This window comes from Nostoc sp., from assembly GCF_036917435.1.
Lineage (GTDB): Bacteria > Cyanobacteriota > Cyanobacteriia > Cyanobacteriales > Nostocaceae > Nostoc.
In genome coordinates, this window is the sequence record NZ_JBALDM010000030.1 from 79,892 (window position 1) to 103,058 (window position 23,167).

Annotated in this window: 18 protein-coding genes and 4 pseudogenes; 13 read left to right on the forward strand and 9 right to left on the reverse strand. The window is 40.8% G+C overall.

Going from position 1 to position 23,167, the window contains the following annotated elements:
- Positions 1-9: 9 nt before the first annotated feature.
- Positions 10-609, forward strand: coding sequence for a Crp/Fnr family transcriptional regulator (locus V7K98_RS12505; protein WP_335022159.1), 600 nt, complete (start codon positions 10-12; stop codon positions 607-609).
- Between the two features lie 126 nt (positions 610-735).
- Here the strand turns inward: V7K98_RS12505 and V7K98_RS12510 are convergent, their stop codons facing one another.
- From V7K98_RS12510 to V7K98_RS12520, 3 genes and pseudogenes are all read right to left on the reverse strand, one after another.
- On the reverse strand, positions 736-1,365 hold the full coding sequence (locus tag V7K98_RS12510; protein WP_335022161.1) for an NIL domain-containing protein: 630 nt from the start codon (positions 1,363-1,365) through the stop codon (positions 736-738).
- Positions 1,366-1,775: 410 nt separating this feature from the next.
- Positions 1,776-2,252: pseudogene (locus V7K98_RS12515) on the reverse strand (DUF4351 domain-containing protein); the annotation flags it as partial.
- A 109-nt stretch (positions 2,253-2,361) separates the two neighbouring features.
- Positions 2,362-4,659 (reverse strand): hypothetical protein, encoded by a 2,298-nt coding sequence (locus V7K98_RS12520; protein WP_335022163.1) that lies wholly within the window; start codon positions 4,657-4,659, stop codon positions 2,362-2,364.
- 511 nt (positions 4,660-5,170) lie between these two features.
- Here V7K98_RS12520 and V7K98_RS12525 point away from each other — a divergent pair.
- Positions 5,171-6,340 (forward strand): glycosyltransferase family 4 protein, encoded by a 1,170-nt coding sequence (locus tag V7K98_RS12525; protein ID WP_335022165.1) that lies wholly within the window; start codon positions 5,171-5,173, stop codon positions 6,338-6,340.
- Between the two features lie 49 nt (positions 6,341-6,389).
- The gene (locus V7K98_RS12530; protein ID WP_335022167.1) at positions 6,390-7,535 is read left to right on the forward strand and encodes a glycosyltransferase family 4 protein; all 1,146 of its coding nucleotides are present in this window, start codon (positions 6,390-6,392) and stop codon (positions 7,533-7,535) included.
- 316 nt (positions 7,536-7,851) lie between these two features.
- Here the strand turns inward: V7K98_RS12530 and V7K98_RS12535 are convergent, their stop codons facing one another.
- Positions 7,852-8,121: a hypothetical protein gene (locus tag V7K98_RS12535; RefSeq protein ID WP_334858056.1), complete on the reverse strand. Its 270-nt coding sequence runs from the start codon at positions 8,119-8,121 to the stop codon at positions 7,852-7,854.
- Positions 8,122-8,966: 845 nt separating this feature from the next.
- Here V7K98_RS12535 and cysH point away from each other — a divergent pair.
- The 4 genes from cysH (at position 8,967) to V7K98_RS12555 (ending at position 13,460) form a co-directional block, all read left to right on the forward strand.
- Positions 8,967-9,692: a phosphoadenosine phosphosulfate reductase gene (gene cysH / locus V7K98_RS12540; RefSeq protein ID WP_335022169.1), complete on the forward strand. Its 726-nt coding sequence runs from the start codon at positions 8,967-8,969 to the stop codon at positions 9,690-9,692.
- A 61-nt stretch (positions 9,693-9,753) separates the two neighbouring features.
- Positions 9,754-11,007: an exonuclease subunit SbcD gene (gene sbcD, locus V7K98_RS12545; RefSeq protein ID WP_335022171.1), complete on the forward strand. Its 1,254-nt coding sequence runs from the start codon at positions 9,754-9,756 to the stop codon at positions 11,005-11,007.
- Between the two features lie 421 nt (positions 11,008-11,428).
- Positions 11,429-11,959 (forward strand): YdcF family protein, encoded by a 531-nt coding sequence (locus tag V7K98_RS12550; protein WP_335022323.1) that lies wholly within the window; start codon positions 11,429-11,431, stop codon positions 11,957-11,959.
- Positions 11,960-12,296: 337 nt separating this feature from the next.
- Positions 12,297-13,460 carry a GuaB3 family IMP dehydrogenase-related protein gene (locus V7K98_RS12555; protein WP_335022173.1) on the forward strand — a complete coding sequence of 388 codons (1,164 nt, stop codon included), beginning with the start codon at positions 12,297-12,299 and terminating at the stop codon, positions 13,458-13,460.
- A 92-nt stretch (positions 13,461-13,552) separates the two neighbouring features.
- Here the strand turns inward: V7K98_RS12555 and V7K98_RS12560 are convergent, their stop codons facing one another.
- The gene (locus V7K98_RS12560; RefSeq protein ID WP_335022174.1) at positions 13,553-13,687 is read right to left on the reverse strand and encodes a hypothetical protein; all 135 of its coding nucleotides are present in this window, start codon (positions 13,685-13,687) and stop codon (positions 13,553-13,555) included.
- A 166-nt stretch (positions 13,688-13,853) separates the two neighbouring features.
- On the opposite strand from V7K98_RS12560, the gene trxA reads away from it, so the two are divergent.
- Positions 13,854-14,177, forward strand: a complete 324-nt coding sequence (gene trxA, locus V7K98_RS12565) for a thioredoxin (protein ID WP_335022176.1) — start codon at positions 13,854-13,856, stop codon at positions 14,175-14,177.
- Between the two features lie 184 nt (positions 14,178-14,361).
- Here the strand turns inward: trxA and V7K98_RS12570 are convergent.
- Positions 14,362-14,667, reverse strand: a pseudogene (locus V7K98_RS12570) (MarC family protein); the annotation flags it as partial.
- Positions 14,668-14,990: 323 nt separating this feature from the next.
- On the opposite strand from V7K98_RS12570, the gene V7K98_RS12575 reads away from it, so the two are divergent.
- On the forward strand, positions 14,991-15,803 hold the full coding sequence (locus V7K98_RS12575) for a carbon-nitrogen hydrolase family protein (RefSeq protein WP_335022178.1): 813 nt from the start codon (positions 14,991-14,993) through the stop codon (positions 15,801-15,803).
- A 184-nt stretch (positions 15,804-15,987) separates the two neighbouring features.
- On the opposite strand, the gene fba is transcribed toward V7K98_RS12575, so the two are convergent.
- Positions 15,988-17,067, reverse strand: a complete 1,080-nt coding sequence (gene fba, locus V7K98_RS12580) for a class II fructose-bisphosphate aldolase (protein ID WP_196525303.1) — start codon at positions 17,065-17,067, stop codon at positions 15,988-15,990.
- Between the two features lie 431 nt (positions 17,068-17,498).
- Here fba and V7K98_RS12585 point away from each other — a divergent pair.
- Positions 17,499-17,708: pseudogene (locus V7K98_RS12585) on the forward strand (IS4 family transposase); the annotation flags it as partial.
- Positions 17,709-17,764: 56 nt separating this feature from the next.
- Here V7K98_RS12585 and V7K98_RS12590 read toward each other — a convergent pair.
- Positions 17,765-18,742 carry a sulfonate ABC transporter substrate-binding protein gene (locus tag V7K98_RS12590; protein WP_335022325.1) on the reverse strand — a complete coding sequence of 326 codons (978 nt, stop codon included), beginning with the start codon at positions 18,740-18,742 and terminating at the stop codon, positions 17,765-17,767.
- Here V7K98_RS12590 and V7K98_RS12595 point away from each other — a divergent pair.
- On the forward strand, positions 18,645-18,893 hold the full coding sequence (locus tag V7K98_RS12595; protein ID WP_335022338.1) for a hypothetical protein: 249 nt from the start codon (positions 18,645-18,647) through the stop codon (positions 18,891-18,893). The genes V7K98_RS12590 and V7K98_RS12595 overlap by 98 nt on opposite strands.
- 238 nt (positions 18,894-19,131) lie before the next feature.
- Here V7K98_RS12595 and V7K98_RS12600 read toward each other — a convergent pair whose 3' ends face one another.
- The gene (locus V7K98_RS12600; protein WP_335022180.1) at positions 19,132-20,388 is read right to left on the reverse strand and encodes an RNA-guided endonuclease InsQ/TnpB family protein; all 1,257 of its coding nucleotides are present in this window, start codon (positions 20,386-20,388) and stop codon (positions 19,132-19,134) included.
- A gap of 23 nt (positions 20,389-20,411) precedes the next feature.
- Here V7K98_RS12600 and V7K98_RS12605 point away from each other — a divergent pair.
- Together V7K98_RS12605 and V7K98_RS12610 are read left to right on the forward strand one after the other, a co-directional pair.
- A pseudogene (locus tag V7K98_RS12605) lies at positions 20,412-21,653 on the forward strand (peptidase domain-containing ABC transporter); the annotation flags it as partial.
- A 71-nt stretch (positions 21,654-21,724) separates the two neighbouring features.
- Positions 21,725-23,104 (forward strand): HlyD family efflux transporter periplasmic adaptor subunit, encoded by a 1,380-nt coding sequence (locus tag V7K98_RS12610; RefSeq protein ID WP_335022182.1) that lies wholly within the window; start codon positions 21,725-21,727, stop codon positions 23,102-23,104.
- Positions 23,105-23,167 lie beyond the last annotated feature (63 nt).

Sequence of the window (23,167 nt, forward strand, 5' to 3'; positions counted from 1 at the left end):
GATATAAGTATGGTATATTTATATGCGAATTTAACTAGCTTAAACAGTAATAATACTAAGGAAATTAAGGAAATTTTTGCCCGTAGGTCATTTCTACCAGAGCATCAAAATAGTCTTTGGAAAATTGAAAGGGGTTTTGTCAGGACTTTTACCTATTTGGAAGATGGTACAACCGTCGCTTTGGGATTGTGGGGGCCTGGAGATATAGTTGGTAAGTCTTTGTCAAAATTAGAACCTTATCAGATGGAATGCCTAACGAAAGTAGAGGCGGCAGTCTTACCTTTACAAGAGTGGACTCAACTAACAGAAACTCTACTGACTCATATCCAACAGGCTCAAGAATTGATGGTTATTCGTAGCCATAAAAAAGTTGATACCATGCTGATCAAGTTGTTGGCATGGTTATCTAAAAAGTTTGGTTCGGAAGTTGAGAAAGGACGTTTAATAGATATGCGTTTAACTCACGAAGACTTGGCGGAAATGCTTGGTTCAACTCGTGTGACTATCACTCGTGTTCTTGGACAGTTTGAGCAAGAGGGCTTGATTGCTCGTCTCTCTCTACATAGAATTGTGCTGAAGGAAGAAGAAATTTGGTACTACGAAATTTAGATTGTTTCAGCAAAACTAGCTATGAATATGTGCATAGTTAATAATTTAATTAAATCATTATTGGCGAACAAAACAACGGGAGCATCTAGATCCCCGACTTCTTTAAGAAGTCGGGGATCTAAGCCGCTACCGAGACAAATCTAGCCAAATTGGTAGCCCCAATTTTTCTAAATAACTCAGGCTAGAGTAAAGTTGCTTGGTTCTCCCCCACAAATCTAAGTCAAACCAGCCGTCATCTTCCGTATCGGGTTGAAGTGTAGCACTGGTAATATTTACTGTGAGTCCATAACGAGAAACTAACTCGGAAATTACTGGCTCTTTGTAATAAGATTTTAAAATGCACAGTTGCAGGCGCAATCGATTTGTTTGGCCCAGAGAAATCCATTGCTGGAATTGTTCTTGCCATTGATTTGTCAGCGATGCAGAATCTTTGGGACTCACTTTGCTAACTGGATTTGGGAAAGGTAAAGATTGCTGTTTGGGTTGAATGTGGTTTGCGATCGCAAATTCTAGTGAATTTACTCCCAATCCTTGCAAGTAAGATAGGCTATTTGTCAGTTTTTGGGGATTTCCCGAAAGTTCCAAATCAAACCAACCATCGCTGTCACTGTCTGATGTCAGGGATGCGGCTTTGATATTGACGGTTAAACCATAACGAGACACTAATCGAGAAATTACAGGTTGTCTGTGATACCTCTGAGGTACGAGAATGCGGCTTTGGACTGAAGCCGGTTCTACAGATTTACTCTGAGACATCAGATTAATCCCCAATAGCGATCGCAATTTTTGGGTTCGGTAGAGAATCTTGGTATACCGTAACCCTAAAACTCAACTTTGCCTGGAATGTTAGCCTCATAGAGATTTTCATCTTTTTGGCTTTTATTAAATTACTTTAATTCGATACAGATACTGTATTTAATTGTTATGTAGAGGAACGTATCATAAAGACTGCAAAAAAACAACAAGTAAATTCACTTAGATTTAGCTCAACGAGCGATCGCACTTCTAAGCAAAAGTAACCCTGTAGGAACGCTAACGCACTTTTATCTTGCCACTAAGGAATGTCGATTAAATAAAATGCAAATACTTCATTTTATCTCTAGCTTCCCTCTCCTTTATAAGGAGAGGGATTGAGGGTGAGGTAGGCGAGGTACATAAAATGTATATTATTTAATTCTTATTCCTAACCAAGCTTGTAAATCAGCCAAGCTGGTAAAATCTAACACTGCTTCGCTCAACTCTTCCAAAACAGGTAGGGATAAACCAGCAATTGAGGAGCGTATTTCTTTAGAAAGTTCTCCAAACCGCTTAGTCAAAAGTCGGATAATCAGGTTACTAGCCTCTTCTCTTCGCCCTTCTTCCTTAATTTCGCGGTAAACCCTTGTTTCCTTGAGTGTGATTCCTAGCATAGACTCTACCTCCATCCGGCTTAATTGTTCAAATCTGTATACCATTATCGTCGTCACTAATTCCATTATGACGCTACTTGATGGTTGAGATTGTTCTTCGCGCGATCGCTCAAGTAAATATCTAGCTTCTTGTGGTGCTTGTTCTTCTTCGAGGGTAGTTAACACCATCAAAGCTACCCATAAAGGTAATTCACGAATATTCCCCAATTCATCTAAATATCCCCGATTTATTTGATAAATCGGGGATCTGGATACTCGGATTTTGACAAATCAGATAGGATTGCTATAGCTATTCCCTAAATCTGATGATAACTTTTTAAGCGGACACGATATTATTAAATGTTCACCCCGCTAGCCGATACATAATCACTTTTCCTTTCCAGTTTTCTTCTACAAATACCAGATACTCACCATCGGAACGCCGGAAAGCGCGAATACCGTAGGGTATATCAATCCAGCCACTTTCGCTGCCAACTTCTGGGCCTGGTTTTAACAGTTGTACTTGCACTCCTGTTTTGGCATTATAAACATATACCTCTGCGGTTTTGACTGTCACGGCAAATACACGATCTCCCGCTACACTCATGGCTGCTGTAGACACTTCGCGCTTACCAGTGGTGTCGTAGGGAATCACAATTCGCCAACGAGGAGTCCGATTACCTTTACTCCAATTGTCAAAACGGGCAATTTCAGATCCAGCAATTCCAGTATCGTCACCAAATGCAGGATGATCTACTGTAAAACCTGACAAATACATACTATCTGTTTCGGGAAAATATTCGATTCGCCGCAAGTCGTTAAAGATGTTGGGAGTAGTTTGCTTTTCCATCGAACTATAGTTATAAATGGGGTTGCCTTTAGCATCTATTCCCTGTAAAGGATAGTGGCGAATCCCATCTTTTGTTCGCAAAGCTTTCCAAACATCTCCTTTGCTGTCTACCCACCAGCCGCCGATATAGGGATAATCTTTGCTGGTATCATATTCGTTCTTTTCAAACTTGCCATTACCGTTGCGATCGCGCCAAATCCACTCGCCTTTTTGTGGTTGATAGGGTGGCCAATTTCCGGCGAGAAATGGTTTATCTGCGCCATTGCTACCGACAAACATTCCGGCTGGGATGGCAACTTTACCATCTGTAGCTGGATTAAAACGATATATTTGCAGAAAGCTGTTATACATATCTGTGAGGAACAAAAACGGCTTTCCTTGGATGCGGCGAACAAAGGTTCCATCGGGTGATGTATGCAGTCGGGGATCTTGAGGATATTTGAAAGGATTTAAGGTGTAGGCTTTGTAAGTCCATTGTTTACCAGCAGGCTTACTATAATCCATGAGATAGTGTTCTTGCTTGGTGAATAAATCTACACCATCAGTTTTAGGATCGGCATCTGCATTATCGACGAATATCAATCCTAGCGATCGCCATATTAGTTTTCCCGATGGCAAAAATTTCCGCAAATCTGTTCCCGATTTGTTGAAACCATTGCTATTTATATAGATATTACCTGAAGTATCTGCACCAACTCCGGTAAGTCCGTAAAGCTTCAAATCTTGAACTTCACCAGCAACTCCTGTATAGATACCACCCTTAGAGCCAAAACTACCCACCAGCACCGGCTTATCTTTGATGTCATAAACCAACATTTGCTGACGCGGGCCATTTTCTGCCACTAACAGCTTACCTTGACGATCGATTGCGATCGCAGTTGGTTCAACGATATCTGCAATCTGTTGGGGTAATTGCTTTCCACTTTGAGAATAATGTAAAATCTTGCCAGGCTTACTACTATTTTTGCTTTGAATAATCCACAGATTTTTTTGTGAATCGATAGTTATTGCACCTGGATTAGCAAAGGTAAAACTGCGGAGTTCCTTCATCGTATCAGTATCATAGACACGAATCCGATTAGCAGCGAAATCACTCACATATAACTCACTTCCTACAGTTGCTAATCCAGTAATTTCACTTTTAGTACTGGTAATTAACATACTTTTATCCCAGCCACGCCCTTCTGGAAACGGTGCAGGTTTTCCCGACAAATCATAGCGTCTAACGGAGTGCCAAGTTGTTCCTTCAGGGGGATAATCTTCATCGGTTTTGCCTTTCGATCCCTGAGTCATGGCAAGGTAAATATATTTACTATTTGCTGTTACAGCTATGCCACCTCCACGACTCCAGCCGTGAGTATCCCCAATGGCACTAATAACTTTACCATCTTTATATATAGCTGCCTCCATTCCGGCCTCATCCCAATGGCTATTAGTATAAACAGTGCCATCAGGGGCAACATACATTGCCTCAATATTATTTTGTACCCGCAGATTTCCACTGCCAATAGTGTTACCTATCCACGATGTTTTGTATGTAAGTGTGGATGTTTCAATCTTGTTTTGTACTAGCAGATTTGTACTCTCAATAGAATTACTTGTCCACGATGTCTTGTATGTAAGCGTCGGTGTTTCCGTTGTTGCCCAGTCTGTTGTAATTCCAAGGGTAGTAACAATGGCTCCAACAGTCAGACTTATTAAAAAGTTGAAAGTTTTACTTCTTTGTAAATATCTAAGTGTAGATAATTTTTTGATATGCTGATTAAGCTTGCGGCGAAGTTTTCCTAACTTCGCCATTAATTTATTTATCATATAGTTTTTCAGCTTTTAATTATTTATATACAATCACTTTTTGGGAAATCAGTAAAAAAAATAATTATTATAAATGAGCGATAATTTTACACTATCTTTATGAAAATCCTTTTATTATTTAATTTCTCAGGCAATATCTCTAAAATATTCTTGAAGGTATTAATAGCTACTGATTATTAACCAAAAATCGTAAATATTAATACATAATATTTCTATAATTATTAATTTATAGTGAATTTTGGCTCTCTCTATCTAGCATTCATCTCTGTTAATTGACAAGTATGATATATATCATAACCAGTGTTGTGTAGTTAATAAAAACACAAGGTTTCATCCCTTGTTGACGTTGACATATAAATAGTTTATAAATTGGTGTTCTATATAAAAATCTTATTCCAAATGTGGATTCAATATGGTTCTAGAAATTGTAGTAATTAATCTTTTGAACATTCTGTAGGTGCTTACAATTATACATACCTACTGTTTTTATATATTTATAGGAGACATATTAGTGAAAAATAAACCAGAAAATTTAGCTTCATCATCTGCATCTATTCTCACATTGGGATTAGGCTGGTTTCCCAAAACACCTGGAGGATTAGAAAGGTATATTTATGAACTAACTCATAAATTAGCAGCTAATAAAGACCAAGTTGAGTTATGTGGAGTTGGTTTACCAGAGACTGAACTAAATTCACCAATCAAGCTTAATAATTTAGCTTCACCTGATAGCGCAATTTGGCAAAGATTATGGTCGATTCGCAGTAATTTCCAGAAAACAAGAACAAGCAAACCAGATGCTATTAATTTGCACTTTGCATTATATAGCTTTCCTATTTTAGATATTTTACCAAAGGGAGTACCAGTTACTTTTAACTTTCATGGCCCTTGGGCTTCTGAGAGTCAGCAAGAAGTAGTTAATAAAAACCTTAGTCTTTTGATTAAGCATCATCTAATAGAAAAAAATACTTACAATCGCTGCGATCGCTTCATTGTTTTGAGTAAAGCATTTGGTAAAATATTACATGAGAAGTATCAAGTACCGTGGAGCAAAATTAATGTTATTCCTGGTGGAGTTGATATTAACTACTTTAAAGCAAATTTCTCACCGCAAGAGGCTTGTAGACAGCTAGGCTGGCCAAATAATCGCCGGATAATATTTACATCCCGCCGCTTAGTGCATCGAACGGGGGTTGACAAATTATTGCAAGCACTGGCTATAATTAAACCCAGAATACCAGATGTTTGGCTAGCGATCGCAGGTCGTGGTCACATCCAAGCTGCACTACAACAACAAGCTACAAAATTAGGACTAGACGACAACGTTAAATTTTTAGGTTTTCTCCCTGATGAGCAATTACCTATAGCTTTCCAAGCTGCGGAATTGACTATTATGCCTAGTCAATCTTTTGAAGGGTTCGGATTAGTAATCATCGAATCTCTGGCTTGTGGTACTCCTGTCTTATGTACACCAGTTGGGGGAATGCCAGAAATTTTATCAGAATTTTCACCCGATTTAATTACTACTTCAACAGAAGTCTCAGCTATTGCTGAAAAATTAGAACAAGCACTTTTGGGAAACATCCCCATCCCTTCACGAGAAGCCTGTCGCCAGTACGCCATCACACACTACGACTGGAATCAAATCGCCCAGCAAGTACGGAAGATTCTATTAGCTTAAACTGACGCGTAAGATTTAGCGTCTTTGTATTGTATTATAAGGAACTTTTATGAAAATTCTTTTCCTAGACCAAAGCGGTAAACCAGGGGGTGCAGAATTATGTTTAATAGATATTGCCAAACCATACTGCGATAAGGCTTTGGTAGGCTTATTTGCAGATGGGCCTTTTAAAATTTTATTACAGCAAAATAATATTCCAGTAGAAGTTCTCGCTACTCAAGCAATCCAAGTTCGCAAAGAAAGTAGTTTGGTGCAAGGATTAAAGAGTTTGGGACAACTTGCACCTTTGATTACTAAGGTAATTAAAAAAGCGAATGAATACGATTTAATTTATGCTAACACCCAAAAAGCCTTAGTTGTGGGAGCATTAGCAAGTTTTTTTAGTCGTCGTCCTCTGGTTTATCATTTACATGATATTCTTTCTACAGAACATTTTAGTCAAACTAATCTTCGCATTGCTATTAACTTAGCTAATCGTTTTGCATCATTAGTAATTGCCAATTCTCAAGCTAGTAAAACAGCCTTTATCCAAGCAGGAGGACGACGAGATATTATCGAAGTTGTCTATAACGGCTTTGATCCCAAAAATTATCAAACTGATGAGTCTGACATTAATAAATTGCAGGAAGAGTTGGGATTACAAGGAAAATTTGTAGTTGGACACTTTAGCCGTCTTGCACCTTGGAAAGGACAACATATTTTAATTGATGCCCTTGCCAAATGTCCGCAAGAAGTGACAGCCATTTTAGTGGGTGATGCCCTCTTTGGTGAACAAGATTATGTCAAACAATTACACCAACAAGTTGCGAATCTGGGACTAGAAAACCGCATCAAATTTTTAGGATTTCGTTCAGATATTCCCCAGTTAATGGCAGCTTGTGACTTGGTAGCACATACTTCTACTTCTCCAGAACCCTTTGGTAGAGTAATTGTAGAGGCAATGCTATGTGGAAAACCAATAGTTGCAGCAAAAGCAGGGGGTGTTATGGAATTAGTAGAAAATGGACTTAATGGTTTTTTAGTGACACCAGGAGAACCCCAAGAACTTGCACAAGTAATTATCACCTGTCTTCAGGAGACGGAAATCACTGCAACTATAGCCAATAATGCCAGGAATACAGCTAGTGGGCGTTTTGATGTGGCAATTATTAATCAACAAATTGCTCAACTATTGTCTCATATCATGTCCGCTTAAATAGATAAGCTGTCGCGTATTTAATTTGCACAACTAGGGCGCTCATGTTGCCCACCCCACAAGAGATTCATTTTTTTGAGGATGCAAATTAAAATATTTCTAGCTTAGAACTTACGCAAAATTACATCTGTCGTAGTGGTAATTCATGAATTGCCACTACGACAGATTTGCTTCATTAACCATCAAAGAGTGATTAATAAAAACCTTTAAACAATTCGTAATTATGTTTTGTCAAGGGGATTTAAAATCAGTGAGTTATTGAGCGATCGCTAATCTGGCTCTGAACTTAGCTAGATATTCCAAGCGATCGCTTATATTAAGCCGCTTCTCGCAGTTGCGGTTGTGACGGCACACTCACCTCTGGAAATGAAAGCGAGAGTTGTTCTGCTTGAGGAACTGCGGCTTGCTGCAAAACTTGAACTTCGATATTCACACTGACTAAATAACTGCCTGTATCAGCACCAACCGCTTCAGCAATTAGTCTAGCAATGTCTGGGCGTTTGGCAGTCAACGGATCGCGTAAAATACACCGATCCCATTCATGCTTGGCAGTCGGATTGAGGTTGAGAATGTAATGCTTCATCATCGAACTAACCCTTGAATCCATCTTCTGGAAGGTTTTCACACAGCCGTTAGGCATCTCGTTAGGCTTTGTGGACGCTATCCATATTATAGTATATTTGTACTAAAGTAGGCAATATCGGAGTGAGAAATTAGGGTAAGGGATCTGTCCCATTAATTTTGATGAGTTCGTAGTAAGCACTTCAGTGCTTAAAAATCCAGGACTTAAGTCCTGACTACCAAATTGTTCACCTTATAAAAACTAAGGTTTATAGCGATCGCATCCCAATTTTAAACTCTCTGATGTCAAACTACGTAAAAACACGCATTAAAAATTATTCTCCGCCGAAAGTCACACAATAAAGTTGATATACACTGAATTTATCTGAAAAAAAAATAAAAGTCCCGCTCAGTTTTGAGCAGGACTATGTGAAGTCTTATTACTAAAATTAGAAATTACAATTTTAGAAAAAGTTCATTATTGTAATCACACCAACACTGGTCAATACCATTAAAGCGCCCATAATTATAGACTGGCCTAATGGATTGCTGAATTTTGAATCGTTCATTTAAGTAAAAATCCTTATTTTTAATAGTTCCTTAACCATATCAAAATCAGTATAAATATCTATAAAAGCGCTGTAAAACTTAAATTTCCGTAAAGTTTCTCAACAAAAACTTAATCTGTATCTAAGTATCGTTTTTTACTTCAAACAAATTATCCTCATAGTCCCCCAATTCCCCATTCCCAATTCCCATAATGTAGTAATTTCCGAACAGAATAATTACCTAATATCCGAGCGGAATAGGAGTCTTTATGGGGTAAAATAAAACTTAATCAAGGTAAAAATATTTGAACAGAAGATTATCATGACAGCATCCACGGCATCTAGAAACCAAACGATCGCTTTTGACTTAGAAAAATTAAATCAGCAATTTGAAACTGCCACTCCCAAAGAAATACTGGCATGGTCTATAGAGAATATCCCATCGGGATTGGTGCAAACAAGCGCCTTTAACGTGGATGACATGATAATTACCCATATTCTTTACAGTGAACTGAAGCATCCCGTTCCTGTGATCTTTCTCGACACCTTGCACCACTTTGCCGAAAGCCTAGAATTAGTAGCCAAAGCTAAAGAAATCTACAACCTGGATTTGCAAACTTTCAAAACTCCAGACGTAGAAACCCGCGAAGCCTTTGAAGCCAAATACGGCGATAAACTTTGGGACAAGGATATTGCCAAATTCCACCATGTTACAAAAATTGAACCACTGTTACGAGGTCTAGACGAACTCAACAGCGTTGCTTGGATCACCGGTCGCCGCCGTGACCAAGCCGTAACCCGTGCTAATATGCCCATATTTGAATTAGACGCTAAAGACCGGCTGAAAGTAAATCCCATTGCTGCTTGGACACGCCAAGATAGCTGGGTTTACGTTGCTGAACACGGAGTCATCTACAATCCACTCCACGAGAAAGGTTATCCCAGCATTGGCGACGAACCCATCACCACCAGAGTGGGTGAAGGCGAAGACGAACGCGCCGGACGTTGGCGGGGAAGTGATAAGACAGAATGCGGAATCCATATTTAGTTATTAGTCGTTTGTCATTAGTATTAAACAAAAGATAAATGACTAAGGACGAAAGACAAATATGATTAAAATCCTCCATCTTTCCGACATTCACATGGGAAGCGGCTTCTCCCACGGACGAATTAATCCTGCAACTGGATTAAATACACGATTGGAGGATTTTGTCAATACTTTGTCTGTATGTATTGACCGAGCGATCGCAGACACTGTTGATATAGTGATATTTGGTGGCGATGCTTTCCCGGATGCGACACCACCACCTTATGTACAACAAGCTTTTGCTAGCCAATTTCGCCGTCTCATGGATGCCAATATTCCAACAGTGCTATTGGTAGGCAACCACGACCAACATTCCCAAGGGCAGGGAGGAGCGAGTTTAAATATTTACCGCACTTTGGGAGTGCCAGGGTTTGTTGTTGGTGATACATTAACCACTCACTGCATTGAAACCCGCAATGGCAAATTGCAAGTAATTACCCTCCCTTGGTTAACGCGTTCGACTCTGATGACTCGCCAAGAGACTGAAGGTTCATCTTTGGCGGAAGTTAACGAACTGTTAACGGAACGCCTGCGAGTTGTTATGGAAGGGGAAATTCGCCGTCTTGACCCCGATGTGCCAACTGTCCTTTTGGCTCACTTGATGGCTGACAATGCTACCTTGGGGGCAGAACGCTTTTTGGCAGTAGGTAAAGGCTTTACTCTACCCCTATCTTTGCTGACGCGACCTTGTTTTGACTATGTAGCGTTGGGACACGTCCACCGCCACCAGAACCTGAATAAATCTAATAACCCGCCGGTGATTTATCCAGGGAGTATTGAGCGGGTAGATTTTAGTGAAGAAAAAGAAGACAAAGGCTATGTGATGCTGGAATTAGAGCGTGGGAGGGCTGAATGGGAATTTTGTCCCTTAACAGTTCGGACTTTCCGCACCATTGAGGTAGATATCTCGAAAGCAGATGAGCCGCAAGGGTTGTTAATGAAAGCGATCGCTAAGTATGATATCGAAGATGCCGTAGTGCGGCTAATTTACAAACTCCGTTCCGAACAGATGGATTTAATTGACAGTTCCTCTCTACATACTGCTTTAAGTTCCGCTCACACCTACACCATTCAAGCAGAATTAGTCAGTCAACTAGCTAGACCCCGGATTCCTGAATTGAGTGCAAGTAGCAGCATCGACCCAATGGAAGCCTTGAAAACTTACCTGAACAACCGCGAAGACCTCAAAGACATAGCAACATCAATGCTGGATGCTGCACAGAAGTTGCTAGCGGATGATGTGGAAATTTGGCTAGAAACAGCAACTAGCGAGTAGGATAGATGCCAACTATATTTCAATATAGATTTATGTAGATATGTCAAGTTTAGCGTTATCGGGAAAAACCTCCTAATTCTCTTCCAGAGGCGGTAAGGGGAAATTTCAAAGTCTTTCTCCTTTTTGAAGAGAGATTTTCCAGATAACCCAAATAAAATTCTTCGACAAGGTGCTAGAACCCTTTGTTGAATTGTTCAATACAGGTTACGATAATCCATCAATTAGAGGAAAAACTTCAAACCCGCTTAATTGCGCTGTAACATGAAAACCACCCAATCATAAATTTGGGCAGGTTATCGAGGAGTTTGCTAATCTACTATCAACCGTCGCTTTTCTTCTAGCCAGAGGAAATTTTGTAATAAGTAAATAAAGTTATCGAGCCTTGAATAAGCTACTCTTTACAGGTAAATCTTTTCGTTTTATGGCTTTTGTGCTACCACTAATTACGTGGTGGGGATACAAAGAAGTACAAAACCAATTTGTACAGCCGCAAGCAGTTGTAGTTTTGGGTGGTTCAACAAGACGTTTAGAGCGAGAGAAGTTCACGGCTGAATTCGTTCGCCAGCATCCAAATATACCAATTTGGATTACTGGGGGTAGTCCACCTAAATTCACCCAACGAGTGTTTACCAAAGCTGGTGTTGATCCCAAACGTTTACACTTGGACTATGAGGCCGTAGATACAGTTACTAATTTTACTACGTTAGTAGATGATTTGCAAGCACGCGGAATCAAGAGTGTCTATTTGATTACTTCAGACTTCCACATGCGTCGAGCTTGTGTCATCGGCGAAATTATTTTAGGTAGTCGAGGTATTTATTTAAAACCAGTGCCAGTTCCTTCAGAAAAACCTTCTGAATCTATCCAAAAATCTATCCGCGATGGAGCTAGAGCAATAGTTTGGTTAGCAACTGGTTACACTGGTGTGGATGCAGCTAAAAATAAAAGGTAAATTATCAGTGCGAATTTGCACGATCTTGACGTAACTCAGTATAGGCAAATTAGGGCAATTAATGTCGATAATCGTGATGCTAACTAAGTAGTAATAGACACATAAAACTCCAATGATCGAAAAACTAGCGCAACATTAACCTTCAAGCAACACAATATAAAAATCAATTAACAATTTTTGCTCATTTAGTTGCTTAGTAAATACTTTACATCCACCAAAGTTTTGAGTGGTGGGTTGGGTAAATGCAATTTATCTGTGTAGTTCAGAGAAAAAAACGCCCCAACTTATCTCACAATTTGATACCCTAGCTTAAACAGATTTGAAAAAAAGTTAAAGCGTGGAAATTCAACTTGGGCGGGGAAAAACAGCTCGTAGAGCTTACGGAATAGATGAAATTGCTCTAGTTCCTGGTAACAGAACACTAGATCCCAGTTTAGCAGATACTAAGTGGCGGATTGGGAATATTGAGCGAGAAATCCCGATAATTGCCAGTGCTATGGATGGCGTAGTAGATGTTCGTATGGCTGTACGTTTGTCACAGTTAGGAGCATTAGGTGTCCTCAATTTAGAGGGTATTCACACTCGCTACGTTGACCCAGAGCCAATATTAGATCGGATTGCCTCTGTGGGGAAAGATGAATTTGTTGCCCTGATGCAAGAACTCTATGCTGAACCAATAAAGCCGGAATTAATTGAAAAACGTATTCAGGAAATTAAAGAACAAGGTGGCATTGCTGCGGTAAGCGCAACTCCAGTCGGTGCAAGTAAGTACGGGGAGGCAGTGGCGAAAGCTGGGGCAGATTTATTTTTTGTACAAGCTACAGTAGTCTCTACTGCACATCTGTCACCAGAGTCTGTAGTACCACTTGATTTAGCAGAATTTTGCCGTTCTATGCCCATCCCTGTGGTGTTGGGGAATTGCGTGACTTACGAAGTTACGTTGAATTTGTTGAAAGCTGGGGCGGCTGGGGTACTGGTGGGAATTGGGCCTGGTGCTGCTTGTACGTCTCGTGGAGTGTTAGGTGTCGGTGTACCACAGGCAACTGCGATCGCAGATTGTGCAGCAGCACGAGATGATTACTACAAGGAAACTGGCAACTATATCCCCATTATTGCTGATGGCGGTTTAATCACCGGTGGCGACATTTGTAAATGCATTGCCTGTGGTGCTGATGGTGTGATGATTGGTTCCCCCTTTGCCAGAGCTATAGAAGCCCCAGGACGAGGTTATCATTGGGGTATGGCGACTCCTAGCCCAGTGTTGCCTCGTGGAACCCGCATTCGCGTTGCCACCACCGGCAGCCTAGAGCAAATACTCATTGGGCCAGCAGGGCTAGATGATGGCACTCACAATCTTTTAGGAGCCTTAAAGACGAGTATGGGCACTTTAGGAGCCAAAAATATTAAAGAAATGCAGCAAGTGGAAGTTGTGATTGCCCCTTCCCTATTAACCGAAGGTAAAGTTTACCAAAAAGCCCAACAATTAGGTATGGGGAAATAGAATTGGGGAATGGGGCATGGGGCATGGGGCATGGGGCATAGGGCATAGGGACAAGGGAGATGAGGGAGCACAGGGGGAGAAAGAATAAATAACTAATGCCCAATGCCCAATGCCCAATGCCCACCATCAAATTCATCAATAAATCTTTCCAGCCCCCTAAACAATTGCTGGAAAAATTCTATATGTCGCCTACAATAGAGATAGCGGAGACGAATGTTTCCGTTCACTCCTCACACCACACTCCGCCCGGACTACTGTTCGGGCGGTTCCTTATGTTTGTAAATAAAATAAGAGAGCTTCTTTGCAAATGTACATCCTCGCACTCTCAAGCTGAGGTTTTTGCTATGGTAGAATTTTCACCAAGTTCTGATATTATTGGCGAAGGTTTTAGGCATGTCAACAGCCGCACAAGTTACCGATTCTAGTTTCAAGCAAGAAGTACTCGACAGCAAAGTACCTGTTTTAGTTGACTTTTGGGCACCCTGGTGCGGACCATGCCGTATGGTAGCTCCTGTTGTCGAGGAAATCAAAGAACAGTACGAAGGTCAAATTAAGGTCGTCAAAGTCAACACGGATGAAAATCCTCAAGTTGCTAGTCAGTACGGCATCCGCAGCATTCCTACATTAATGATTTTTAAAGATGGACAAAAAGTCGATATGGTGGTAGGGGCTGTACCTAAAAGTACATTATCTTCCACTCTAGAAAAGTATCTTTGAAACTCAATTGGTAACAAAACCCTCTTGAGTTATCCATCTTGTTCTAACGTTAGGTTAATTTTTATCAACAAGTTTGAGAGACGCGAATTTCTCGTTTTTCAAACTTGTTTACATTTGTATACAATTTAAGAATATTTTTAGGAGTTTTCTGGCTCAAAAATAATTCTTTAATTCCCATACTCCGAATTTCCACCGCCACACTAAGATACGGACTTTGTGATTTAGACATCAGCAACATTACCGTCATCAAAGTCCCCGGCCCCGCTAATAGTGGTAAAGCTACTGGAGTAATTGCAACATCTCGCCCTTCTTCAATAATTGGCTAATCTAATTCTCCCCGCAGCATTTGCAAAGCAATTAACAGTAACAATAGTCCTCCAGCGACTCGTAAAGAGCCAATACTAATTTCCGAATAATTTAGAATTACTTGCCCAGCAAAAGCAAATAGCAAAAGAAGTGCGATCGCAACGATAATTGCTTCATCAAACAGAATTCAGGAGTCAGGAGTCAGAATGGGCTAAACGCCCCGCTATTCGCGTACAGCAATGAATTCTTTCCGAGTGGCGGATGAATAAATGTTTGAATGAGAATAAATATATCCACAGCAGACAGCTTTTATCATGGTTCTATCACAATCTCATCTCAATCTTGCTCAGGTTTTTAGAACCTAGAGGAAAATTAAAATCAGCAATAAAACAAGTCTGTTAAAGAAAATCTTCGCTGACGCATTTCTAATTAAGTTCCACAGATGTTGAAGTAGCGATATATTTTGATAATCTATCTTCGATAAATCAACTGTTCGTTGTTGAATCTATGAAGTCTTATTTAGCCGCCGCTATTCAATTGACAAGTGTGCCCGATCTACACAAAAATTTGGCTCAGGCAGAAGAATTAATCGAGCTTGCCGTGCGTCAAGGTGCTGAATTGGTAGGCTTGCCAGAAAACTTTTCCTATATGGGAGAAGAAAAAGATAAACTCGCACAAGGTGATGCGATCGCTATTGAAAGTGAAAAATTTCTCAAAAAAATGGCTCAACGCTTTCAAGTTACGATCTTGGGCGGCAGCTTTCCACTTCCTGTAGACAATACAGGCAAAGTTTATAACACCACTCTACTCATCGACCCAAGCGGTCAAGAACTTACCCGTTACTACAAAGTACACTTATTTGATGTTGATGTCCCCGATGGGAACACTTACCGCGAATCCAGCACGGTTGTGGCTGGGACACAACTACCCCCTGTCCATTTCTCAGAAAAACTGGGTAATTTAGGGCTTTCTATTTGTTATGATGTCCGCTTCCCTGAACTGTACCGTCATCTGGCAGATAAGGGAGCTGATGTTATCTTTATTCCCGCCGCTTTTACCGCCTTTACTGGCAAAGACCACTGGCAAGTACTATTGCAAGCCAGAGCCATCGAAAATACCGCCTACGTCATTGCTCCCGCCCAAACTGGCAATAACTACGCCCGCCGTCTAACCCACGGACACGCCGTTATTATCGACCCTTGGGGTGTAATTTTAGCCGATGCTGGAGAAAAACCGGGAATTGCGATCGCAGAAATCAAGCCCACTAGGTTAGAACAAGTCCGCCGTCAAATGCCCTCTTTACAGCATCGGGTATTCTAGGGGTTGGGGATGAGAGAGATAAGGGGGAATTAATTATTTAACAAGTTTCTTCCCCAATGCCCAATTCCTTGGGAATTGGGAATAAAACAAAAAACCGGGTAAATACCCGGTTTATATCAATATTGAAATCCTCAATTTTTTAGGAGCATAGCAGCACTATGCACCTATTTATTTGTTGTCAAAATTAAACTTTAGCAGCAGCTTTGGTGACAACGTTGAGTTCACCTTTAGCATACTTAGCAGCAAAATCTTCCAAAGAGATTTGCTTAATCTTGCTTGCATTACCAGCAGTGCCAAATTGCTGATAGCGTTCAGTACAAACCTTCTGCATATATGTAATAGAAGGCTTGAGGAAGTGACGGGGGTCAAACTCCTCTGGTTTTTTAGCTAAAGCTTCACGTACAGCAGCAGTAATAGCTAAACGATTGTCGGTGTCGATGTTTACTTTGCGTACACCACTCTTAATACCTTTTTGGATTTCTTCTACAGGTACACCGTAGGTTTCAGGAATTGCACCACCATACTGGTTAATCAGTGCAAGTAAATCTTCAGGTACAGAAGATGAACCGTGCATTACCAAGTGGGTGTTAGGCAGACGGCGGTGAATTTCTTCAATGCGGCTGATGGCCAAAATTTCACCAGTGGGCTTGCGGGTAAACTTGTAAGCACCGTGGCTTGTGCCAATAGCAACAGCCAGAGCATCTACTTGGGTTGCTTCTACGAAGTCAACAGCTTCATCGGGGTCGGTTAGCAGTTGAGAGTGGTCGAGTGTACCTTCAAACCCGTGACCATCTTCAGCTTCACCAGCACCAGTTTCTAGAGAACCCAAACAACCGAGTTCACCTTCAACGCTGACACCCAAAGCATGAGCTACGTTTACAACTTCGCGGGTAACATTGACGTTGTATTCAAAGCTAGCGGGAGTTTTAGCATCAGCTTCTAAAGAACCATCCATCATAACGCTGGTGAAGTTGTTCTTCATTGCTGAGTAGCAAGTAGAAGGCGCATTACCATGATCTTGGTGCATGACAATGGGAATCTGAGGATAGGTTTCTACCGCCGCCAAAATTAGGTGACGGAGGAAGTTTTCTCCTGCATAATTACGAGCGCCGCGTGAAGCTTGCAAAATTACGGGGCTATCTGTCTCGACAGCAGCCTTCATGATTGCCTGAATCTGCTCCAAATTGTTAACGTTGAAAGCTGGGATGCCGTAACCGTTTTCAGCTGCGTGATCCAACAGCAGCCGCAGTGGTACAAGCGCCATAGATAGTCCTCCTAATGTGGTTGTCAGCTAATCGGTCTGAGAGAAGCGTAATCATTACGCTAAATCTTAAGAGTTTTTTCAACTTATAGGAAATTATAACTAGTGTCGTGTGTCTATGTTGAAAAACTTTACGCCATCGTTACTATAAATATGTTCTATACTGCTGTACTATCCGCTATAGTTGCTCTGTATTGCTGTACATTTAGTTACCCTACAGTTAGTAGCTCTGGTAGCGCACTATCCAAAATGGTTATCTCAAAGCGATCGCCTCAACTTAAAACTACTAACTTGTAATAAATGACACTGAACAAAGGCGTGTTAGCCAAAGCACAACGCACCTTACAAGATCAAGCGATCGCATCGAAAGCCATAGCTGTGATTATTTCACTTCATAATACCAGATAATTGATCCGTCTTTTTCTTGAACTGCCGTAGGCATCACTGTGAATCAACCACTAGACCTGATTTCTACAGAGATGGTTTTTGGTAGTTTATACCATTTATATCAAGCTGTTCTACGTGGTGACGCTGTTCTTTACCTAGTGGAACGTCAAAAGTTGTTTGGATTAGTTAAAACTAGGCGTAAGCGTCATCGACAGATCGACGCTTACACCCAACAGATTTGGGCTTTATCTTCTTAAGTTGACACCAATGAAATCCATTACACCCCTACAGCCGATTTATGATTCTGATCTATCTAAATCTTTGGTGAAAATGCAGCATATTGCTCTTTCGTTAACACTCCATCTCTAACATCAACTTTTTTAGGAATCAGCTTTAACTGATAATATGTGTCAGCAACTTTTTGTTGTAAGTCTATCAAATTATCATCAATTGGCACAATTCCAAAGCTCCTCCTATTCGTAGCTATTTTCATCGTCGCTATGTCAATTCCTAATACAGATGATAAAGTTTTTGCTACCTCTTCTCGATGCTGCTTAGACCATTCTTCTAAGTTTTGAATTTCTTCTAAAACGGCCTTCACTGTTTGGGGATTTTCAGTGACAAATTTACGGGTTGCCAAATAATATCCTCCCTGTTTATTAATTCCTGTCCCATCAATTAAAACCCTGGCTTTAGTTGCCTCTTGAGCAGCTGCATAAAAAGGATCCCAAATAACCCATGCATCTACACTACCTTTGACAAATGCAGCGCGGGCATCAGCAGGTGGCAAATATTTAGGTTCAATGTCTGTATATTTTAACCCCGCTTTTTCTAAAGCTTGGACTAACAATAAGTGGGCACTAGATCCTTTTTGAAAAGCAACTTTTTTGCCTTTCAAGTCAGTAAGTTTTTGAATTGAGGAATTCTGAGGAACAAGAATTGCTGAACCAGCAGGACTAACAGCAATACCAGCAACATAAGTTAATGATGCTCCTGCTGCTTGAGCAAATACTGGCGGCGATTCTCCTACATGTCCGAAGTCAATACTACCCACATTCATGGCTTCTAACAATTGTGGCCCCGCCGGAAATTCGATCCATTGTACAGATATCCCATCTGGTGACAAACGCTTTTCTAAGACACCTTTGTTTCTCAGCAAAATATTCGATTTTTGGTAGCCAAATCTTAATACTGTGGCTTTACTAGAAGCAGAATTACTAACAGATGTAGCAATAGGATTAGACGAATTAACAGTTGATGGTGATGAGCAGGCAGCAAATAGCAGACTCAGACAAAGACTGGTAACAAAAGCCCCCGCTATTGGTGAAGAAGAGAATAATTTATTTTGGTTGTTAAATGAATTCCTGATTTTGATCGAGGACATCCACTTGGCGATTAATCGGCGAAAGATATGGTTAACCATTAAAATTGATCCCTTTTAAATATATTAATACTATATATCTATAGGGCTACCGTAGTATAGTCATTGGGAAAAGTCAGAGGTCTGTGGGGGTTTCATCTGAGATAGCTGCAAAATTGAGATATATTGTAAATTTTTATAATACAAACAAAGTAAAACCCTTGATACATGCTTATTTCAAGACCAAACGTTACTTGACTCCTCCAGTTAGAGAGCATTTGTGACATGACCCCGACCTAAAGGTACGGGGCTTCTAAGAGTTACCCCAAAGATTTCCTAGTTGTTCCCTTACGGGCTTTCGACTTTGACCTAGACTGATATACATCAGCCCCCGGCAAACCGTCTGCATAGGCGTTTTGGGTTCCGACGTGTCCCGCCGTACTAATTAGTTCTATTCCTCTATTCCTGATTACAAGTCCACTTGCCACGTCCCTATCGGCAATGAACCCACACTCAAGACAATGATGCACTCTACTCAAATCTTTTTTAACAGTTGCACCACACTCAGGGCATTCTTGAGAAGTCCCCCTAGCCTTGACTTCCCCGAAGAATTTACCACGCTTCCAACACACGTACTTGGTGATAGTTCGGAATTGCCCAAACCCAGTCTCAAGCATCTGTTTGCCAAGCATCCCTTTGGCAAGAATCCGGTAATCCAAATCTTCCATGAAGACCATATCACCAGCATCACAAAGGGCGTGAGCTTGCTTAAAATGGAAATCTCTGCGGGTGTTATTAATGGTGTGGTGAAGTCTAGCAACTTTAATCCGTTGTTTCTCGTAATTACTAGAGCGTTTCAAATTCCTTGAAAGTCTGCGTTGCAGCAATTTCAGCTTGCTTTGCATCACCTTTAGGAACTTGGGCGACAATACACGAACACCGTCACTAGTTGCCAAAAACTTTTCAAGTCCAACATCCACCCCAATTGGATGACCATGAGGCATTGGATTAGGAACATTAACATCACATTGAATACTGATGTCAGCGTACCAAATATCCGCCTTGCTAATTATCCGAACTTGCTTAACCACAAATCCGGTTGGGATTGGGCGATGCAAGTTAATTGGAATCATCCCCAGTTTGGGCAAGGCAATGTGTACCCCGTCCACTGGATTCTGTTTGAATTGGGGAAACAACAAAGACTTGAATTGCCCAAACTTTTTAAATCTGGGGAATCCATACCCAACTTTTTGAAACCCATCCCATGCTCGGTGCAGTTGTTTGATGGCTTGCTGCAAAACTTGGCTTGGTACTTCACTCAATCGGGGGAATACTTTCTTGGCGTTTGGCAAGGCATTAAGCTGCTTCACTTCGCTAGGGAAAGGGCTGCCAGCAGACATGATGTACTCATGCACAATCGAGCATCTGTCAACCATGCACTTCCGACTATTACACCAATCCTTAATTTCTCGCAGACCATAGTTATAGCCAACGCGACAAACATCCATCCACTCTTTGAGCGACTGTTCTTGAGTGATGTTGGGATAGATTCGATAGCGGTAGTTCATGGTTAGCATTCCACTATTTTAGCCTATTTAGTGTTAACTTACTTTTCTTACCCGCACTGCGACAGAAAACCCGCAACATGATTGTTTCTGGTACAGAAAACCAAGGTTTTTTAGTAGAAACATTTCGGGGAGTACAAGTCTTAAAAACTACTCAAGCTACAGCCCAAGCTTAGGAAGAATATCAAGGAAATTTTGGTCGTCTGGCTAACTTGGGCTGGAGTACCATGCAATTAGGACTTTACAGCAGCACTATTACAAGTATTCTTTCGACATTTATTAATATTGGTATTCTCTGGATTGGTAGCTATTTAGTAATTAATCGGACTTTAACAATCGGACAATTAATTGCCTATAACGGCATGAGTAGCAATTTTCTCGGCTTTTTAAGTTCTGTTATTGGCTTAGTAGATGAGTTTATCACTTCCCAAATAGTTATTCAACGGCTGACAGAAGTTATTGATGCTACTCCAGAAGATGAAAATGATTTTAAAAAGCAGTGGGTAGAAATTCCTGCTAATGCAGATATTACTTGCGCTGAAATTAATTTTCACCACACAGGGAGAGTTGATTTACTGCAAGATTTTTCTGTAACTATTCCTGGCGGTGAAGTAATTGCTCTCATTGGTAAATCTGGCTGTGGTAAAAGTACCCTAGCAAAATTGATTCCTGGTTTATATACAATTCAATCAGGAAATATTCGCTATGGTTTTTATAATCAGCAAGATATCTCTTTAGAATGTTTGCGGCAACAGGTGGTTTTAATACCACAAGAAGCCCATTTTTGGAGTCGTTCTATTCTAGATAATTTCCAATTTAGTTATCCTCACCTTACTTTTAGAGACATTATTATCGCTTGTCAAATTACTGGTGCAGACGAATTTATCAGCGAATTACCTGATAAATATCAAACCGTCTTAGGAGAATTTGGAGCTAATCTTTCTGGTGGACAAAAGCAACGATTAGCCATAGCTAGAGCCATAGTTACTGACCCACCCATCCTAATTCTAGATGAATCTACCAGCGCACTCGACCCAGTGAGCGAAGCCCAAATATTAGATAGGCTTTTAGAGCATCGTCGGGGGAAAACTACTATTTTGATTAGTCACCGTCCTAGAGTGATCCGGCGTGCAGATTGGATTGTATTTTTAGAACAAGGAAAGTTGAAAGTTCAAGGTACGCCAGAAGATTTACGACAAGTTACTGGGGAGCATTTAGACTTTCTAGATGATGTCCTTTTGAGTCTTTCAGAGGCGAAAAATCGCGTCTCTATATGAGGTTTTTGTGGCTCAAATGAACTGCATTAGCTAATATCTTCACCTATTTTTCAATTTTGAAGTGTCTAACTATGCTTAACGTTCACAACACAGACTTTTTACAACCAATTCAAACAGATGAATTTCTCCCACCGATTAGTCGTTGGATTACCTTTGGTGGACTGTTTGTTCTCTGCATTTTGGCACTAGCGATTCCCGTCGCTACAGTCACCAAATATAAGATGACAGTCAAAGGACAGGGAGTTGTGCGTCCATCTGGGGAATTGCGAATTGTGCAAGCGGCAACTGAAGGCCAAGTTATGCAAATTCACGTCAAAGAAAATCAAGTTGTCAAAACCGGAGATGCGATCGCCATTATTGACGACTCCCGCTTACAAACTAAAAAAAGCCAACTGCACACTAATATTGAGCAAGCTAAGTTGCAGCTAGTGCAAATCAAGGCTCAAATTCAAAGCCTTGACAATCAAATTAGAGCCGAAACCGATAAAATTAACCGGATTATTAATGCAGCCTCGGCTGCATTAAGTGATCGCCAGCGCCAATATCAGGATAAAAAAATTACTGCTGTGGCTGAATTCCAAGAAACTCAAGCAAATCTCCATTCTACTGAGATGGCTTTGAATGCAGCGAAGTTAAAGCAAAAGCGATATGAGAGTGTAGCGGAAGGATTGTCTAGGGATAAATTAGAGGAAGCACAGTTAGCTACCAAACAGCAAGAACAAGCAGTATATGCTGCGATCGCTAAAAAGGAACGTGCGAAAGCCGCCTTAAATCCCAGTCATGCAGAAGTAAAAATTGCTAACGAACGCATAGCCCAAGAAAAAGCCGCAGGTTTAAGTAACAAAGCAGTTTTAGACAAAGAACTACAAGCAACGATCAAGCAACGAATTGAAGTAGAAAAACAGCTAGAGCGTGATACTAGCGAACTCAAGCAAGTGGAAATTGAACTTAATCACACCACTATTACTGCTACTGCTGATGGGATTATTTCTCAGATCAACTTGCGTAACCCCGGTCAAACTGTCCGTCCCGGCGATGAAGTCTTGCAGATTGTCCCCAGCAATGCCAAGCAGATTGTCAAGGCAGTAGTGGCATCTGAAGATAAAAGTAAGCTCAAAATTGGTCAACAAGTTCAAATGCGGGTTAGTGCTTGTCCCTACCCAGATTATGGCACTCTCAATGGTAAGGTCGAGGCGATTTCTCCAGATGCCATGACTCCCCCAACAAATAGCACAAATGGATCTCTTACTCATGCTAATACCACTCCGAAAGCGGCTGTCCCAGGTGCTTTTTATCAGGTGACTATTGAGCCGGAAAGTCTGGTTTTAGGTAAAGGCAAAAATCTATGTCAGATTCAATTGGGAATGGAAGGTAGAGTAGATATTATTTCGCGTGAAGAAACGGTACTACAATTTTTCTTGAGAAAAGCTAGGTTAATTGCAGATGTTTGACACTGTGTTGCTGTTCCTCAAGAGTTTTGATTGTAGATAATTGGTTTTTGAAGATGCGATTTA